Raw genomic sequence first — 18,300 nt, forward strand, 5'->3', positions numbered from 1 at the left:
ATGCAATTCGGGATTAACACTTATCTGTTTTCTTCGCCTTTTACCAACGAAAGCGTTTCATTCTTTCCGCTTTTTAAATCCTGGGGTTTTGATTTTGTGGAGATCGCGGTAGAAGATCCATCACACATAGATCCTGTATTTGTAAGAGCGGAGCTTGATAAACATGAGTTGACGTGCCGATCCGTTTGTGCTGCTACAGGACCGGGCAGAGACCTAAGAGGAAACAGAAAGGAGCAGGTTACTTCGATAGAATATGTGCAAGCGCTGATAGACATAGCACCGATGTTAGGCAGCGACCTGGTAGCAGGACCTATTTATTCCTCTGTAGGCAGAGCTGAAATGGTACCTGCTGATGAGCGAAGAAAACAATGGAGTCTGGTTGTGGAGAATCTGAAGAATCTTTGCAAATATGCTTCTGATAGAAATGTCAGACTGGCGATCGAGCCTCTTAATAGGTATGAAACGGATTTTATCAATACCTGTGCGCAAGCGTTGAAAATGATTGAAGAGGTTGGCAGTGATGCGTTATACGTACATCTGGATGCGTTTCACATGAATCTGGAAGAAAAAGATCCGGCTTTAGCGATCACCAGGGCAGCCGGCCGCCTTGCATTATTGCATGCTTCGGGAAGCGACAGAGGCACTCCCGGTGGAGATCAGATAAACTGGGACAGGATTTTTGTTGCCTTGGATAAGATCAATTACCAGGGGGATATTGTGATTGAATCATTTACTCCCGAGGTGAAAGTAATTGCCAAAGCGGCTTCAATATGGCGGGAGATTGAACCTTCCAAAGAAGCGATTGTAACAGATGGACTGGCTTTTCTTCGGTCGTTAAATATGTGAAAGAAAGAATCAAATGGACTAAAACAAAAAAGTTTCCGGCGGACACCGGAAACTTTTTTGTTTTATATCTTATAACCTGATCAGGCTGTAACGTCTTCTTCCAGATAGGATTCTGTCAGTTTAAGTACTACAGAAGTTCGGTTGCGAGTTTTAGATGCTAATTCGGCATCCTTGGAAAGAGATTTTCCGAAAGAAGGAATCAGTGTGCGGAATTTTGCCTGCCATTCAGGAGATGTTGCTTCCTTTGGAAAACACTTGTGTATAAGCTCCACCATAATGGATACAGAAGTGGATGCACCAGGAGACGCTCCCAAGAGCGCTGCCAACGAACCATCTGCTGCGGTTACCATTTCGGTGCCGAATTCGAGCACTCCACCCGCATCCTTGTCTTTTTTAATCACCTGTACTCTTTGACCCGCAGTTTCCAGCACCCAGTCTTCCAGCTTAGCACCTGGAACGTAATCGTCCAATGCAGCCAGTCTGTCTTGTGGAGATTGTCTCACCTGATCAATCAGATACTTGGTTAACGGAATATTGTGAATACCCGCAGCAAGCATTGGTTTTATATTATTCAACTTGATAGAAAGCGGAAGATCGAGATAGGATCCGTTTTTCAGGAATTTGGTAGAAAATCCTGCGTAAGGACCAAAAAGAAGTGCTTTCTTGCCGTCAATCATTCTGGTATCAAGGTGAGGAACCGACATAGGAGGTGAACCTACAGCTGCTTTACCGTATACTTTTGCCTGATGTTTTTCGATGATATCAGGATTGGTACAAACAAGCCACTGACCACTTACCGGGAAACCTCCGAATCCTTTTCCTTCAGGAATATTTGATTTTTCAAGCAATGGTAGTGAACCGCCGCCAGCTCCGATGAATATGAATTTCGAACGAACGTAGCTGACATTTTTTGTCTCTCTGTCTTTTACAGACAAAGTCCAGTTGCCTTTACCTCTCTGAAAATCATCAACTTCATGGTTCAAATGCAATGTCACGCCTTCCTGACTTTCAAGATACTTGAACATCGCACGGGTCAGCGAGCCGAAGTTCACATCAGTACCCAGCTCCATTTTGGTTGCTGCTACTTGTTGTGATGCATCCCTGCCGTTCATTACCAATGGAATCCAGTTTTTCAGCTCCTCATTATTCTCAGAATATTCCATTCCTTCAAACAAGTGATGAGCAGTAAGCGATTCATAACGATTTTTCAGGTACTGAACATTCGTATCACCCCAAACGAAACTCATGTGAGGAATGTGACGGATGAATTCATCAGGAGATTCGATGATACCATCTTCAACAAGATACGACCAGAACTCTTTGGAGACTTCAAATGACTCGGCAATCTTGATTGCTTTTGAAATGTCAATAGAACCGTCTTGCTTTTCCGGCGTATAGTTAAGTTCGCAGAAAGCAGAATGACCAGTTCCGGCATTGTTCCATGCATCAGAACTCTCAGCAGTAACTCTGTCGAGACGTTCAAAAATAGCAATAGTGAAAGCGGGATTCAGTTTTTTTAGTAAAACCCCCAGCGTTGCACTCATAATCCCCGCACCTATCAGAACAATATCAGGGGTAGTAATTATAGAAGACTTTTTTATGCGCATTAGGAATGAAAGTTTATTTAAGGTAATCAATCAACCCGGAAAAATCCAAAAGTATACCTATAACAATTGTATAGGCATGAAATGTTTCCAAAATAGTATAATTTAATAGATAAAGTAAAGTACTATGATGAAAGTTCTTTTTTATGATCAATAAAAACATTATTTGTTTCTATTTTGTTTTATGAAATTGCACGATGTTTAGAATCAATAAAAAAAGAGAGGTCATTGAATTGCTCAATAACCTCTCTTCGATCTATAAAAAGTATAATTTACCTGGCTACTCTGAAACTCTCGCCATTTAGCTTGATAATATAGACTCCGTGCTGATATCGGGACATATCCAGCTCCTGAATACCTGCAGGATTCTGGTTCCGGAAGATTCGTATACCTGCTTCATTGAAAACTTCCAGGCTGTGGATAAGTTGTGGTGATTCGATTGATAAAACATTTACAACCGGATTAGGGAACAGCTTAACAAGGCTTTTTCCACGCAATTGCAGACTGATGATATTGCTGTAAGAGCTCGTTCCATCCATGTCAATTTGCTTGATACGGTAATAGAATGTTCCGGGAACGAGAAGCTTATCTGTGAAGGAATAGGTATTGGTCGAAGAAGAGTTTCCTGCGGCAGCTATGGAAGCTACTTTTTCAAACTGATTTTTGCTCATTCTTTCCAGTTCAAATACCGAGCTGTTGCTTTCTTCGGTGGTAGCCCATTGCAATTCAGCTGTAAGATTTTCTCCGGTAGTGCCTTTAAAGTATTTCCAGGTTACAGGCAAAGAACTGCTGGATGCCTTCATGGCTGGTGAAAATACGGTATTCATAAAGGAATCGGTCACCTTAAGCTTGTATATACCTTCCGTTGGAGTGATTTGCTGATTTGTAGACAGCACAGCATTACAGTTGTTTACATCTCCCAGCCAGTGGTACGCGTCCCATCCATTGGGTGCAGCCAGAGTTGATCCGGTTACAGATACTTCGATAGGAGGAATTGCGGAATAAGGTGTAGAATTGGCAAAGAAATTAGCATCAAGGTGATCTGACCAGAGGTTGGCAAGAAAATCTAGTCCGGCCCCTGCAAAATGAACCTGATCGTGGCGGTACTGACTATCCCAATAATCGTCGGTAGCGGGTCCTTCGAATACATGAGGAACTTTATATTCGGGCAGATAACCGTCAGTGGCAATTCCTATTACGTCATTTTGGGCTGCTATTACATCAGCAGATGTGTAACTTACATCGTTGACGTCGCCGGCTTTTTTGAAGGAATAGCGGGATGCACGAGATACAACAAATGGCAAGTTAGGTTTGTTAGACAGGTTCCGGGTGGCGGCAATTACGTCGCGAAGGTCATTTCTATAGTCTTCACGACTTGTTTCAGTTTTAGTATCGCTTTCTCCCTGATGCCAGAGAATAGCGCGTACCCCAAGCTGGGCAATATAATGATTGAGTGCTGTACGCATATTGCCAAAAGGGAGCCCCTGAGGATACACATAACCGAACCACGCACTGGTTTGGCCGGTAGGTGATATCGTCTGTTTCCAGTTTGCAATACTGCTTCCCGACCATCCCGAGTTGAAAATCATAACCGGAACGTTTAATTGTTTCACCATTTTGTCTCCAAAATAACCCCAGCACCAGGCATAGTTTCCAAATGGCGCGGTGGTTGTGCTCTGGTCAAGATGCGTATACACAGGACAATCAACCTGAAGGTTGTTATAGGGTTCCATATTGGTTCTGAAATGCACACTGCTTACAGCGTCTTCAGTGGCGCCGGGGCCAGTAGGGTTATTATCTCCGCCGGTAGCATTCGACTGGCCGGAAACGAGAAATACCTCGCCGACGCCCACGTGGTCTATCTGCGCTGTAACAGGACTCTGCCCCGCTCTTATTCCCCGTACTTCCAGGCGATACCATCCACCCGGAACCACAATACTTCCACGGAAATTACTGCATGTATTTGTATTTTGAATTACTTGCCAGCTTCCGTCCAGAGGAGTAGGCTGCCCCATTGCGGGTCTGTCGGGATGTGACTGAATAGGTACGAAGCGTGCTTCAACTCTATCCTGACAAGATTCAAAATATCCGGCAATAGTGACAGTAGCTGTATTAGATTGGTTGCGCTGAAGAACTATTCTGTCAGATGGGTAAGTGATGTGAAGTTGGGCAAAAGATACAGTAATAGATAGGGCATAGCAAAGCCATACCAGGGAAGGTAGTATTTTCTTCATGAGGAGGATAATTCGTTAATAAATCAATTTAGGGTATTACGAGACGAAATGAATGTATCATAACGTGGTTACAAATTTAGGAGAAAAAAGGAGAAGTGAATAAATTATCTAACGGTAGTTAATAAGTTTTATGCCTACTCGTATAGAAGTCCCTCAAAGTAGCAGACTTAGCTCTGAACAGGTAAAAAGTAAATTTATTGAAAAAAAGGTGTAACTGATGCATCTGTTTGTACGTATCAAACGTATAAAGGGAAGGTGAGTTGTTGTTACAGCCGTGAGAGTCGCTATTTTGTTTAAGCACTCGTTTTGTTTTAAATTTGGGCTTTAATGAGACGTGTGGCTCCGGAAGGTGATAATGAGTGACAAGTATTCATTTTTAAATAGTTAAGAATTATAAATTACATAACATTTTCATAACTAGGTCTATGAAGAAAATAACTTTTACTCATTTAGTATTACTGATGATTTTTGGGTTAATCAGCGGGCTATCCTACGCTCAGACATCTCCATGGAGTGGAGTGTATGGTAATGAATGGATAGTTGCCGGACAGGAGTATGTAAAGGTGACTGTTTCAACAGAGGGTATTCAAAGAGTTCCCATAGCCTCACTACCTGCTGCCTTCAAAGCGGCGAATACTCGTGATAAAATTCAACTATGGCATCGTGGTCAAATGGTCGCTCTCATCAAGGTTGATGGAGCAGATGTTAATGAAAGTTCTGCAGAAATTCTGTTTTATGGAGTTCTGAATGATGGGAAATCTGATGAGCTGTTGTACAGACCAGGTCCCAGCGCTAGAACTAATACTTTGGTTAGTTTATTTTCGGATAATAGCGCTTATTTTTTGACGGTTGGCACAGCAAACGGATTAAGATCTAATACAATAATCCAATCATCGATAGGAGAACCACAGTCTGTAGAAAATTTTCATTTATATACTCAGAACAAGGTTTATAAGAACCTATCGACGCATGACCCCAATGATGCTGGTAGAAAACCGCAGTTTATAAATAGTTTCTATGAAGAAGGCAGGAGTTTGACTGGTCTTCGTTTATCTGCTAATGGAGTATTACAAACGAAAAACGATATGGGTGCTAATGACCCTACAGGGCTTACTAAATTTCGTTTTTCTGTTGAGAACTTTAATGAAAGTGCAGGTATCCCAGCAAAAATGCGAGTATTGATTCAGGGTAGGGATATCAAAAGCAGAACAGTTAAGGTTCACGTAGTCAATAGCGACGGAGTTAGTATTCGTACTGCTGGAACCACAACTTCGTTCAATAATTATGATTATAGAGAAGTTGAATTTGATCTTTTACCTGGAGATTACAATGGATCAGGGGAGGGTTTCTTAGCATTTGAAGGGATCTCAAGTCAAACTTTTGATATGTTTTCTGTTTCCTACTATACTATAACTTATCCACAGAGTTATAATATGAGTAATAAATTATCCTATAGGTTTAAGCTAAATTCAACATCTAATACATCAAGCAGAGTACAAATTACCGGTTTACCTGGAGGTGTCGTGAAGCTTTATGACGTAACAAATAGAAATTTGCCTGTAATTGTCGAGGGGGCTGCTTCAGATTTTAAGATAGGCAGGGTCTCTGGACTTGGTCTTGAATTATTGGCAACTTCAGAGATTCAAAATCCGGCATATCAGTCTGTCAGTTTAACTAAGCGCAATTTGTCGCATGATTATTTAATAATAACAACAGATAATCTTTACAACGAAGCTTTAGAATACGGTAAATACAGAGCTACAACCAAATCCTCAAAGGGAAAGGCGTATATGCCTTCCGTAGTGAAAATAATAGATCTCTATAATGAGTTCAACTACGGAGAGCCAAGTCCTGTGGCAATTCGTCGCTATGTTGATTACATGCTATCTGGTACTGATAAACAGAAGTATTTGCTCTTAATAGGTAAGTCGATCTCAGATGAAGCGAGTACTCCTCGTGAATTAGTTGATAACGTCCCTACTGTAGGTTATCCAGGATCTGATATTTTATTAGTGGATGGTCTGGCCGGAGTTCCAAGAGATATCCCTGCAATACCAGTAGGAAGAATACCAGCGCTAAATTCCGATCAAGTGAAAATTTATAGAGAAAAGGTACTCGAATATGAATTTGGAAAAATCAATAACGATTTTTCATGGCGTAAAAATATTGTTCATGCTAATGGAGGGGATTCTGAGGGGCAGGTAAATAGTTTCAAAAACTTCCTTACCGGGCTTGCATCAGAGTATACAGGATCTAATACTATTGTCCCTTACACGAAAACTGCACCTTTTACAGACACTGGCCAAAAATTGGTGATCAATGAATTGAAAGGGTCTGGAAAAAGTGATGGAGCTGGGATGATAACATTTTATGGACATGGGACAACTTTTAGAACAGATAAAAATATAAGCTATGTATCAGATCCGGATGTTGCCAAGGGTTATGTGGACTCTCAAAAATACAACGCACTGTTTTTTTTCGGTTGTGATGTAAATAATATTTTCCGTAATAGATTTAGAGAAGGCACACCATATAGCAGTAGTTCTCAACCTATGGGAATTGAATGGCTTTTTGCTCCTAAAAAGGGTTCAATAACTGTTTTTGCAAACACTTGGGATGGCTACTCTACAGCGTTTGAACCTTATATGAAGAAACTCTATGCTAAGCTACTTGTGGCAGATTCTGATAAAAAACCAATCGGTGATATTATTAAAGAGATTTCAGCCTCAATCATATCTCCAAGTGCGAATAGCAGAATTGCAGCAGATTATGATTTCCACATAGCAAATATTCATCAAGGGTTGTTGCTTGGAGACCCAGCGATAAAATTACTTTACTCAATGCCTGTTGACAGCCCTCTGCCTGTACAATTAAAGTCATTTAGTGCAAAGCTTATTAGCAATAATCGTGTTCATTTGCAATGGGCAACTGCAATGGAGAAAGATAATAGCCATTTTGTGATAGAGAGGAGTAGGGATGGTAAAGACTTTTCACAGATAGCTTATTTAGATGGTAGCGGAACAACTGAAATGGAGTCAACTTATGAGACTTGGGATGACTCTCCAATGGCAGGGATAAATTACTATCGCCTTGTTCAATATGATTCCAAGGATTTAAATGGAAAAGTTAACAGGGAATATTTACGAGTTGTTTCTGTTGATGTGGAGGTGGATGAGCTAATTAATATCGCACCTAATCCTACTACGTCTTCGGTTGACATTAGGCCAGACTCTCGTATTAAGGTTCGTGGTTGGTCAATAATTGATGTAAAAGGCGAAAGAACTGAAGGGAGCGGAAAGACTGTTGATATGAAAAAGATGAGTCCAGGAATGTATATATTGGAAATTAAATCAGATAATAATATTGTCATTCGAAAGAAGGTAGTTAAGAATTAGATAATTGGTTGTTTTTATTACGAAGTTTTGTGATAAATATTAAGTTTTGTGATAAATATAAAAGAATAGAGCATGAGGTTTTTTTTATTTTCGCTGATATTGGTTTTTGTTAATGTTGTAATTTTTGCTCAGTCTCAAAGTCTGTATACTAACGATTGGATTGTTCCTGATCAGCAGTATGTGAAAATTAGGATAGAAGAAAAGGGGATATTTAAAGTACCCTTTTCTTCATTACCCACATCATTCAATGTAAATGATGTAGATAAGCTTCAGTTGTTTTTTAGGGGGAAAGAGGTGCCTTTAATTAGTACTGATAATAATGAGATATTGTTTTATGGAGTGCCAAACGACGGCAGTTCTGACTCTTTACTCTATCGTCCTATGAGTTCGAGGTATAATGTGCATTCCAGTTTATATTCGGATGTTAGCTCCTATTTTCTAACTTCAGGAAAGAAGAAGGGTAAAAGGGTGGAGAATAAAGCATTTGTGTCTGATTCCGCCCCCCTGAGTTATCATATGGAAACATATCTGAAAACGTTTCTCACGGAGTACTCTTTTAGTACAGAAAAGCATGCAGTGCCAAGCTTTATAAATAGTTTTTTTGAACTGGGTGCTGCGCGTACTGGAGAGAGGTTGGAGGGTAATAAATTGATAGAGTTCTCTTATGAGATGGATAACTATTTACAAATTAATTTGCTGAAACCGCACGTTAAAATATTACTTCACGGGATGTTTAATACTTCCAGGACTTTGGAGATCTATGTAAAGAAAAAAGATGGTTCAAGTTTAAGAAAAGTTGGAGATCTTTTTTTGAATGGTTTTGAAGGAAAACTTTTTGAATTTGATTTAGATGCGGATGATTTTTCGGTAGATGGAAAGGGATCTATATTTTTTAAATCAAATAATAATTTGGAAAGAGAACGATTTTCTGTGTCATTTTATTCAATCGATTTCCCTCAAAGGATTGATGCGAATGTACAAGAGAACAAATGGTATAATTTGCCCCCAAATGCAGATCTTTTATCAAGATTGGAATTTAAAGGACTGTCAAACGAATTTCGCTTGTTAGATATCAGTGATATTTATAATATTAAGAGTGTTGATAGAGTTAATTCGGTACTATCAAGAGTAAATGGAAAGTCTGCAAATGTAGTACTATTTAAAAATAGCATAGCTGTTGGTAGGGATAAATGTATTGAAGTTAAGTTTAATACGATAGATCCCAAATTGTCTAATTATATAATTATTACTAATGGCATTCTTACACAGAGCGCCGGGAGATATGCTAATTACAGAAAGTCTACTCAGGGAGGTTCATTTAAAGCATCAGTGTTCTACATAAAGGATATTTATGACCAATTTAATTATGGAGAGGTAAGTCCTGTTGCAATTCGGAATTTTGTTCAGTTTATGCTTTCTGATGGTAACAAGGAGAAATATTTATTTTTGTTGGGAAAATCAATAAATCCACTTGAAAAGATGCCAAAGGAACTTGAAGATTGTATACCTGCTGTAGGGTATCCAGCTTCTGACTTACTCCTAGTCACCGGATTAGCAGGTGAACAGATGGATGTTCCTGCAATACCTATAGGGAGATTGATGGCTGTAGAGGATCAAAACGTCGATGATTATCTCAATAAGGTAAGGGACTATGAGAAAGAAGAGGGAGAGTTTGCCTGGAGAAAAAATATCTTGCATCTGAGTGGAGGGAAGACAGAATCGGAAATAAGACAGTTTAAGGATGCATTATCTGCACTGGTCCCAACTGTGGAACAAGGCTCGTTGGGAGGTAATGTGAAAGGTTTCTTTAAGAATAGTACAATTGAAGTTGAGAACGTTAATATTGCTTCGGAAATAAATGAAGGTGTAGGTATGTTAACCTATTTTGGGCATGGTTCCAGAACGACAACGGATTTGAATTTTGGTTACATTAGTGATGCCAGTAAAGGGTACAACAACTATTTGAAGTATCCAATTATGTACTTTAATGGATGTGGTGTTGGAAATGTATTTAGAGGCTTATTCAACCCTAGCCCTACAGCCTCTGATCGTAGGCCTTTGTCTATGGACTGGACTTTGTCGAAGGATAGGGGTGCAATAGCTATCATGGCAAATTCATATGAAAGTTACGTTAACCCTTCTTTGAAATATTTACAAGAACTTTACAATACTCTATTCACAGACTACAGCATATCTACTTTATCCATTGGGCAGATTCAGCGTGAAACAGCCAAGCATGTAGTCGCTAAGGGAGCTAACATTTATGACGTTGCAAATCTTCACCAAACGGTGTTGCAGGGAGATCCAGCAATACGTTTTATTAATGTTTCAAAACCTGACTATTCCATAAGCCAAGACGAAGGTATATTTATAAAGGCAGAAACTGGGAAAAGCCTTGAAAATTCAAATAATGCTGAAATACTGGTTGTGGTCGAAAATAAAGGTAGAGTAGTTGTCGATGAAGTCGTACCTATTAGGATCAAGTATGTATCCAAAGGTGTAGATATGATTATTGAGAAAAATAGCCTTATCGGTCGACTTGACACTATTCGGGTGGAAATAGGGGCAGTTCGAGACCTGAGAAGAATTGAAGTTGAAATCGATCCGGGAAATATTATTGAAGAATTGAATGAAAATAATAATATTTCTGAATTAATTATTGATTGGGATTTAGCAAAGGATATGCCTTTTTATCCAATGGAGAGAGTGATAGATATCGTGCCGCCGACTTTATCAGTTTCCTTTAATGGGAGTAGTATAGTTAATAATCAGACTGTATCCCCAAATCCTAAAATAAAGATGGCTGTATCTGATGATAGGTTTCTCTCGAAAGATGCAAATTTACTAGATATATTCTTAAAAAATTGCTCTGACGAGTCTTGTGATTTTGTTAAATTAGATTTGAGTAATGAAGAATTTGAACTGAATGTGCTTTCAAATAATTCAATTGAAGTCTTATATTCTCCTAAAACAATGTTAACAGGTGATTATGAGTTGTTGGTTAATGCCAAGGATTCAAGAAATAACTCTATTGTAAATGCATATAGAATACGCTTTAATATTTTTGATATAGCGTTATTCAAGGTAATAGCTTTTCCTAATCCGGCAACAGATTATGTTCTTTTTAAGACTGATTATCTCTTGAAGGAGGGGGTGTCATATATTGATTTTAAAATATATGATACATTAGGTAGAATGATAGAGAATAAAAAAATAACTAAGCCTGGTGATTGGTATTGGTATCCTAAATCTTTGTCAGGATTATTTTATTGTAAAGCGACATTAATATTAAGTAATGGAGAAGTCAAGACAGAAACGAACAACAAAATTATTGTAGTTAAATAGATAAAGTAAGTAATAAAAGAGCAGGTTTTTTCAATTTTAGTTTGATATACCCTGCTCTTTTATTGATGGACAGATATGACCATTATTCATGAGAATAATAGCTTCCGGATTGGTTAATATCCAGCCATACAGCTAAGGCAACCATGCGGTTAACAAGAGAAGCATTAGTAGTATTCTTGTCTTTTTCCAGACTCATATTTGCGATAGCTCTTTGAAGCTTCTTTTTATCAATGTACTGCCAAACTTGATGGTTAACTGACAATGTATCTCTTAGTTGATCAAATGACCTTAATGCAACCTCTCTGCCATATAAGCCGAATTGTGTTTTATTTGGCCTGGTGCGTACAATTTCGGGTAGTATTCCCTTCATTGACTCACGAAAATGGCCCCTACCTAATCCATTGTTGAATTTTACAGATAAAGGAATGGACAAGGATAATTCATATAAATCCTTATCACAAAAGGGAAAAAGAGGAGTTATCTTGTACTCATTTCCTAGGCTAAAAAATTCTTCATTAATTCCAATACCTTGGGTAGTATAAATACCAGCTGCCCAGTTTTCGTATTCTCCTGAATAAGGATGCGTGTTTTTTGTAATTGACATTTCTGCGGCATGTTCAACAAAATCTTTATTTAACATAGACAAATAGTCTTGATTGCTACTGTTAAACTTATTATAGACAACATTCCACAGGCTTTGAATAAAATAATTTGTTGATAAGCCTATATTTAAATGCCAATTATGTAATAGTATTAAGGATTCACCTACATTCCCTTTTTTTAGAACTGAAAGAAATTTTTTAAAGAAGAAATGCTGTTTAAACAAATTCTTTTTGTTTTCTGCAGTAAGTAAATCCCAATGTTTGAAATTGGCAGTTTGTGAAGCAAAAAAGGCGCGTTGATCTAGTAGCTGGTTCAGAAGTGTCCAATTTTTTTTCGCAAGTACCTGGGATAAAAGATCGAATCCGTTATGAACTATTTGATCTCCCAGATGTCCTGTAAGCATTATATTTGCACCAGCCGATTTTGCTTGTTCCATTATGCTTGTCTGGAAAAAACTTCCTGACAAATAGCGTTGTGGGTGGCCATAAAGTAGTGTATGTGAATAAAGGAGCTCCCTTTGATCTGTCCTCGGTTCCACTTCACAATGTATGGATTTGATCCACTCGGCAGTAGAACTTGAGTAGTTCCGTTCTTCCAAAGAACTATCGGTTAAACCAAAGAGAGTTATAATTTTACGGTTAGGGTATAGGTACCTTAAAGTACAACTGACAGAGGAAGAATCTAGTCCGCCACTTAGCTGTGATGAGATGATTTTACTTTCATCATTTGCCAGACTCTGAATTGATTTCAAGAATACTTCACGGAATTGATTTCCGGCGTAGGACAGACTGTTTAGATTATCTGTTTTCGCAAGTTTATAGGTAAAGCCAGGTTGGGAGGATAAAGAATGTGCCTCAGCTTTTAAAATATGTCCTGGAAGTACGGACTTGATATTTTCATAAAAGGTATCGCCAGAGTAATAATCACGTGAGTCTGCTGCATATATGGAGTATCTATAGATCCGATAATAATCGAATGAATGATAAGACTGAGCTAACTCATTTCTTAGAAGTGCTGGCAGACTCGTAGAAAATATAAAAAATTTGTGGGGTATAAATAGATAATATAGTGGGACTTGACCAAAAATTTCCCTGTAAATATGTATACTATTGGTACTTTCATCTACCCAAATAGCTATACCAATATTCTGTAATTCATCATTATCTAGACATAAAAAATCCTTGGAAGTATCTCTCTGTTGCAATGAATCAGAGAGTATTTCCAAGAATCTACCGTTCGTTTTGCGAACAAATAGTTTTATCCCTCTTTTGGTATTTTTTAAATCATCAACGGAGAAATTAACTGAACTCCTTTCAAAATTAATAAGGTGATGATTCTTATTTTTTAACTCGACCTTAATGTCATCAAAGCTAATAAATCCTTCAATAAACAAAACTTTGAACTAACAGTTAGGTGATAAGAGGAATTTGTTAAAATAAAAGCCTTTTACGAATCTTGAAAATCGCCTTGGTCGTCAACGTCACTTCCTTTGATTCCTTTCGTCAACTTACTAACCTTACCAAGCTTGTTCAAAACAGGCTTTTTGTACGATCTTTTTGTCTGTGTAGAGTGCATATTGATTGTTTTCATGTTGGAACTTTTACGTGTTAAATATAGTATCGACTGTAAATTTAAGTATATATTTTTGAATTGCAAATATTAGTAACTCATTCATTGAAAAATATATAGGTGTTGTTTCTTATGGTTTTCGGAGTGATATTCCCAGAAGGAATAGGTAGTTAATATCTCATCACCCATGCCACTCCTCTAACTTCTTATGAAGAAACCCTACAAGTACTTCCAGACCTGTGTCGAATCGGTTGTTATTATTGATGATGATATCGGCCTCGGAGCGAAGGGGTTGTATGAATTTATCGTAGGTGGGTGCTACGTGGTGCTCCCAGCGATAAAGAACGTCGTCCAAATCATATCCTCTTTCGTTGTTGTCACGTATGATCCTTCTTTTAATCTTTACATGTTCCTTGGCATCCACAAATACTTTCAAATCTATCAGTCTGGCAATGTCGGGGAAATAGAATACAAATATTCCCTCTACGATGATGATAGGTCTTGGTTCAAAAACTAAAATTTCCGGTTTAATCAGTGGATTGTTGAACGTATATTCCTTCTGGTGTACTTCTCTGCCAGCTCGAAGTACCGCAATGTGTTCAGCAAAAAGATGATGATCAATGGTTTCAGGAAGATCGAAGTTTTCTACACCGTTTTCGTCGCGTGGAATTTCATGAATTGGCCTGTAGTAGTTATCCTGCGATATGCGGGTAATCTGGTCCTTGCCAAAGGATTCCAGGAGGCTTTTCATGAAATAGGTTTTGCCGGAAGCACTTCCGCCGGTAATACCAACTATGTACGGTGATTTTTCAGACTCTGTCATATATGGGGATACTAAAATTTGTTGATGTAATACTTTGTGCTAATCTAAAACTGCTAATTTTCCTGCAAGTTGCTGATCTCCATTGGGAGATACAATGAAAATGAGATAAATTCCGCTACCAGCTCTTTTACCTGTGTAATCATGTAATGACCATGTAGCAAGTCCGCCTTCCGATACCGATTCATACACAAGCCTGCCTGAAAGTTGTGTAATCTTAACTCTGGATGCTGAAGGAAGTCCTTTGATTCCGACTGTTCCTGAAAAGCCGGGTCTTACCGGATTTGGAAAAATGGAGACGTCCGTTAAACTATTCGCTGGTGCCGCTGATTCTGTCTGGTAAGCAACCATTCCTGCAGGAGTATCGACAAACAACGAGCCCGTTTCTGTCAGGAATCGAAGCGCTCTGATTTCATTGGATGGTAATGGACTGTTTTCGGCGTTAAAGTAGCCGATTTGCTCTGTTCCGTCCGCGTTAAAAAGGTATAAACCATTTCTTGTACCTATCCATTTTCTATTACCAGCTTCTACAGCAATGGCTGTACATTTTTCATTAACAAATAAACGTCGCTGCCCATAAACCGGTAGAATGGCATTAATACTATTTACATTAAAAATTTCTTCTGAAGGTAAATAACCTACACCTCTGTCGCTGGCAAACCAGATATAGCCTTCATTGTCAAGCGTAATACTGTTAATTACAGAAGAAGGCAAGCCTCCGCTTCCGGCTGAGGTGGTAATCAGTTTTTCACGGTTGTTGACAGGATTTTTAACCAAAATACCTCCTCCAAGATAGGCGGGAAGCCGGGTCCAGCTTATGCCTGCCTGATCAATAATGGCAGAATCAGGTCTGGGACTAATTGTAGTGTCTGTGTCTGCAGGGCTGTATATCTGAAAAAGTCCCGCAGGATTCCCAATCAATCCGTTTTTACCATCAGCTATCCAATATTGCTTCCGGCTGTTCGTGATGGCTAGTTTTGGAGACACGATCAAACTATTACTTAATACATCGACAGAACCGTTTTCGGAAATTGTGACTACGGCGTTATGGGTTGTAACCGAGATTTCTGTGCCTGATTTTGTGAATGCATAGTAGTTGCTTTCCGAGGCATGAATTAGTTTCCAGGAATTTCCGGAGCGCTCGTAAATGCCTTTGCCCTGAATGCCGGTATATAGCTTATCTGAGTTAGCTAAGATAGCTGAAGCAGTTCCGGGCGTATTAAGTAATTTCCAATTGGCAAAATATTGGCGGTTTACAGATCCACTCGTGGAGCTACATTGTAAGCCTTGAGGCGTGAGTACATAAATGGAATCGGTGGACAGGGTGATATCTTTTACATCAGCTTGCGAGCCGTTTGGCCCGATGTAACGATATGTCTCCAGTACCTCACGGTTTTGAACATCCAGCACTACAGCCCCAAAGTTGGTTGCCAGGTAAGTTTTTCCATTTTTAAATTCAATTTTTCTAATGTTTTTGTTTACTGGTAGATCGGACGAAACATTGAAAATTGGCCAGAGAGAAATACTTTCTGGCTGACCTTCTGCATTCAGTGTGACGATATCCAGATTTCCACTACGGTATGCGATGACCAAAAGCTCACTTGTTTCATCCCAGCCCAACGCTGAAATGCCGGACTCTGAAAATCCGTCTTCCTTTCCCAGTGTGAGAAAGTCTTCGCCAGTTTTCTTTATACTGAAAAATCCGTTGTAAGAAGCTCCGTATATTCTGTGAGGAGTTTCTGTAATCTGGTGGGCTGACCGGTAATTAAAATGAGACTTCCAATTTCCTATTGGTAAAGTTTGGGAAAATGTTAATTGATAACCCGATAACCAGATCGAAATAAAAAGCAGCACATATCTGAGCATTTTACGCTTTGAGATAGGTGCTGCTTGTGCAGGCTTATGCGCCCGGATGTCGACCATGTTTGCCTGTTATCAGATTGTTAAACTACTTTTCAACAGTAATAACTGCCGCTCCCTTGCTTGTGCCCGTACCACATCCGCTTTTCACGGAGGTTAATGTATATTCAGTTGTAGCCGTGGGAGAAACCGAAATCAGGTATGGATTCAGGAACGTGCCATTGATCGACGTTCCGTCAGAAAGCGTGAATGACCATGGAGGAAGACCATTTTTAAATTTCAACTGAATTCTGGTGGAGCGCCCTGCGGTAATGATTCCTTTTCCGGAAACCTCACCGATTGCTTTGTTAGGTGAAATAATATCAATCTCTTCAATAGCGCTTGATACAGCTGGTGAAGAAGAAATGATTCGGATCTTATGTGCCCTGATTGTATCAGATGATGAAACAGAAGTTAGTTTTACATTCATGGTGGTAGGTGTAATCGTGGTTGGAAGATCCACAAAGCGACCGTTTTTATCAGTCATCTGCACCACAAACTTATTCCCCGGATTATAGCGTCCTGCTGTCTTATATGGAATTTCCAGAATGGATCCGGAACACACCACATTCTGTGATAACTTTTCGAGTGTAATGGCGACTGGAGGCGCTTTTACAGCCACTTTAGCACGACCTGAAAATTTACCTACTCCACAGAGTCCACCGGCTGATGTAATCTGATAATTGGTATCATAGTAAGGTTTTACCTTTACCTTGTAAGGAGACTCCTGAATATTATTCTCATAAGTACCATCAGATAGCAGTACAAACCATGGAGGACCGCCACCATTAAATGCTACGGTCAGTTCACCGGTCTCATTTTCATCAAGAAACAGAGAGTCTTTTTGTAGAACAGTGGTTGTCGGAGATACAATTGTGATTTTAGCAACCTGTGTTGTCAGATAGGGCGCTGAAGAAGTCACGCGTAGTCTGTATTCTCCTGGTTTATAAGTTTCGGGAATTTGCGTGGTGATATAACCGGAAGAGTCAGGAGAAGAAAGATTTTTAAATGTTCCTGTACGGTCAGCAATCTGAACTGTAAATTTATTGCCAGCCTTAAATTTACCGGTAGCACTGAAAGGTACCTGAAAAGGTATGTTATTACATAGCCTGGCAATTTTATCTGCCTCCTTCAATTCCAGTTTCGGTTCAGGGTTATTGTCAACGTTGACGATAACTTCACCGCTTGTAGTACCGCTACCACAGGCATTTGAAACACCTGAAATCTGGTAATTTTTGATTTCGGATGGCTTAACGATGAGATAGTGAGGGTTTGTTAATGTACTCAACACTGTTGTACTATCAGACAATCGGAAAGACCAGGGTGCTGTTCCCCCGAGCTGAACACGTAAATGCGCCTCCTGACCCGGCATGATTCGAGCTGCTTGTGTACCATCCACTACTTCAAGTCTTGCGGTAGGGGTTTGTAGCAAGCGGATGGATACTGGTGGGCTTTTTACTACCGACATATTGCTGACAATTTGCAAATAGTAAATTTCTCCTCCTTTCTTATAAGAGGGAATAACCGCTTTAGCAGGGCTTTTCTTTACGGGTAATGATATCGCGATTGACTTCCCGGAAGCGTCAATAATATGCGCTACATAAGTGTTTTCATCATCAAAAGGTCCCGATAATGAAAAAGGAATATTGATGGTTGTTCCGGGGCACACCGACAAATAAGAAATGTCATCAATGGCAATTTTGTATGCGTTGATCGTGTCTTTGGCTATCTGTTCCGCTTTTGCGGCCATTTCATCTGCTTCTCTTTCGGTAACAATGCTGTCGCCTGTCATTGTATCCAGGTCAATAGTATTTCCGAGCGTGTCAGGTACGACAACCGGTGTTTTGGGAGCGCTTATGGCCGGAGTAACAGCAGGCTTTTTAATAGGTCCACGCTGACCAAAAGCACTGTACACACAGGCGTAAGAAATAAGGAAAACCAGAAGGACTAATCTCAACATGAAAATAGAATATTTGAAAATCGAG

The 18,300-nt window shown here is 39.3% G+C and carries 10 protein-coding genes; 3 read left to right on the forward strand and 7 right to left on the reverse strand.

Translation table 11 applies throughout. The features are described from left to right. Nucleotides 1–846, forward strand: coding sequence for a sugar phosphate isomerase/epimerase family protein (locus DSL64_RS09330; RefSeq protein WP_115830477.1), 846 nt, complete (start codon nucleotides 1–3; stop codon nucleotides 844–846). Nucleotides 847–926: 80 nt separating this feature from the next. Here the strand turns inward: DSL64_RS09330 and DSL64_RS09335 are convergent, their stop codons facing one another. Further along, the gene (locus tag DSL64_RS09335) at nucleotides 927–2,480 is read right to left on the reverse strand and encodes a malate:quinone oxidoreductase (protein WP_262512412.1); all 1,554 of its coding nucleotides are present in this window, start codon (nucleotides 2,478–2,480) and stop codon (nucleotides 927–929) included. 242 nt (nucleotides 2,481–2,722) lie between these two features. Further along, entirely contained in the window at nucleotides 2,723–4,684 is a 1,962-nt protein-coding gene (locus tag DSL64_RS09340) for a sialate O-acetylesterase (RefSeq protein WP_115830479.1), read from the reverse strand. 425 nt (nucleotides 4,685–5,109) lie between these two features. Between DSL64_RS09340 and porU2 (DSL64_RS09345) the strand changes: the two genes are divergently transcribed. Continuing rightward, nucleotides 5,110–8,079 (forward strand): putative type IX secretion system sortase PorU2, encoded by a 2,970-nt coding sequence (gene porU2 / locus DSL64_RS09345; protein WP_115830480.1) that lies wholly within the window; start codon nucleotides 5,110–5,112, stop codon nucleotides 8,077–8,079. A gap of 72 nt (nucleotides 8,080–8,151) precedes the next feature. Further along, on the forward strand, nucleotides 8,152–11,424 hold the full coding sequence (gene porU2 / locus DSL64_RS09350) for a putative type IX secretion system sortase PorU2 (protein WP_115830481.1): 3,273 nt from the start codon (nucleotides 8,152–8,154) through the stop codon (nucleotides 11,422–11,424). 82 nt (nucleotides 11,425–11,506) lie between these two features. Here porU2 (DSL64_RS09350) and DSL64_RS09355 read toward each other — a convergent pair whose 3' ends face one another. The 5 genes from DSL64_RS09355 to DSL64_RS09370 form a co-directional block, all read right to left on the reverse strand. Further along, a complete protein-coding gene (locus DSL64_RS09355; RefSeq protein WP_115830482.1) occupies nucleotides 11,507–13,420 on the reverse strand; it encodes an asparagine synthase-related protein in 1,914 nt (637 codons plus the stop codon). Between the two features lie 53 nt (nucleotides 13,421–13,473). After that, a complete protein-coding gene (locus tag DSL64_RS28945; RefSeq protein WP_158547903.1) occupies nucleotides 13,474–13,617 on the reverse strand; it encodes a hypothetical protein in 144 nt (47 codons plus the stop codon). A gap of 160 nt (nucleotides 13,618–13,777) precedes the next feature. After that, nucleotides 13,778–14,419 (reverse strand): uridine kinase, encoded by a 642-nt coding sequence (gene udk, locus DSL64_RS09360; RefSeq protein WP_115830483.1) that lies wholly within the window; start codon nucleotides 14,417–14,419, stop codon nucleotides 13,778–13,780. 39 nt (nucleotides 14,420–14,458) lie between these two features. Further along, entirely contained in the window at nucleotides 14,459–16,339 is a 1,881-nt protein-coding gene (locus DSL64_RS09365) for a PorZ beta-propeller-like domain-containing protein (RefSeq protein WP_229217014.1), read from the reverse strand. 25 nt (nucleotides 16,340–16,364) lie between these two features. Beyond that, nucleotides 16,365–18,275 carry a hypothetical protein gene (locus DSL64_RS09370; RefSeq protein ID WP_115830484.1) on the reverse strand — a complete coding sequence of 637 codons (1,911 nt, stop codon included), beginning with the start codon at nucleotides 18,273–18,275 and terminating at the stop codon, nucleotides 16,365–16,367. Nucleotides 18,276–18,300: the final 25 nt, after the last annotated feature.

The organism is Dyadobacter luteus, assembly GCF_003383615.1.
In the GTDB taxonomy this organism is placed as follows: Bacteria; Bacteroidota; Bacteroidia; order Cytophagales; family Spirosomataceae; genus Dyadobacter; species Dyadobacter luteus.

Coding starts and splice junctions, on each gene's coding strand:
- udk (WP_115830483.1), bottom strand. CDS start 14,419: ATGACAGAGTCTGAAAAATCACCGTACATAGTTGGTATTACCGGCGGA.
- DSL64_RS09365 (WP_229217014.1), bottom strand. CDS start 16,339: ATGGTCGACATCCGGGCGCATAAGCCTGCACAAGCAGCACCTATCTCA.
- DSL64_RS09330 (WP_115830477.1), top strand. CDS start 1: ATGCAATTCGGGATTAACACTTATCTGTTTTCTTCGCCTTTTACCAAC.
- DSL64_RS09370 (WP_115830484.1), bottom strand. CDS start 18,275: ATGTTGAGATTAGTCCTTCTGGTTTTCCTTATTTCTTACGCCTGTGTG.
- porU2 (WP_115830481.1), top strand. CDS start 8,152: ATGAGGTTTTTTTTATTTTCGCTGATATTGGTTTTTGTTAATGTTGTA.
- porU2 (WP_115830480.1), top strand. CDS start 5,110: ATGAAGAAAATAACTTTTACTCATTTAGTATTACTGATGATTTTTGGG.
- DSL64_RS28945 (WP_158547903.1), bottom strand. CDS start 13,617: ATGAAAACAATCAATATGCACTCTACACAGACAAAAAGATCGTACAAA.
- DSL64_RS09340 (WP_115830479.1), bottom strand. CDS start 4,684: ATGAAGAAAATACTACCTTCCCTGGTATGGCTTTGCTATGCCCTATCT.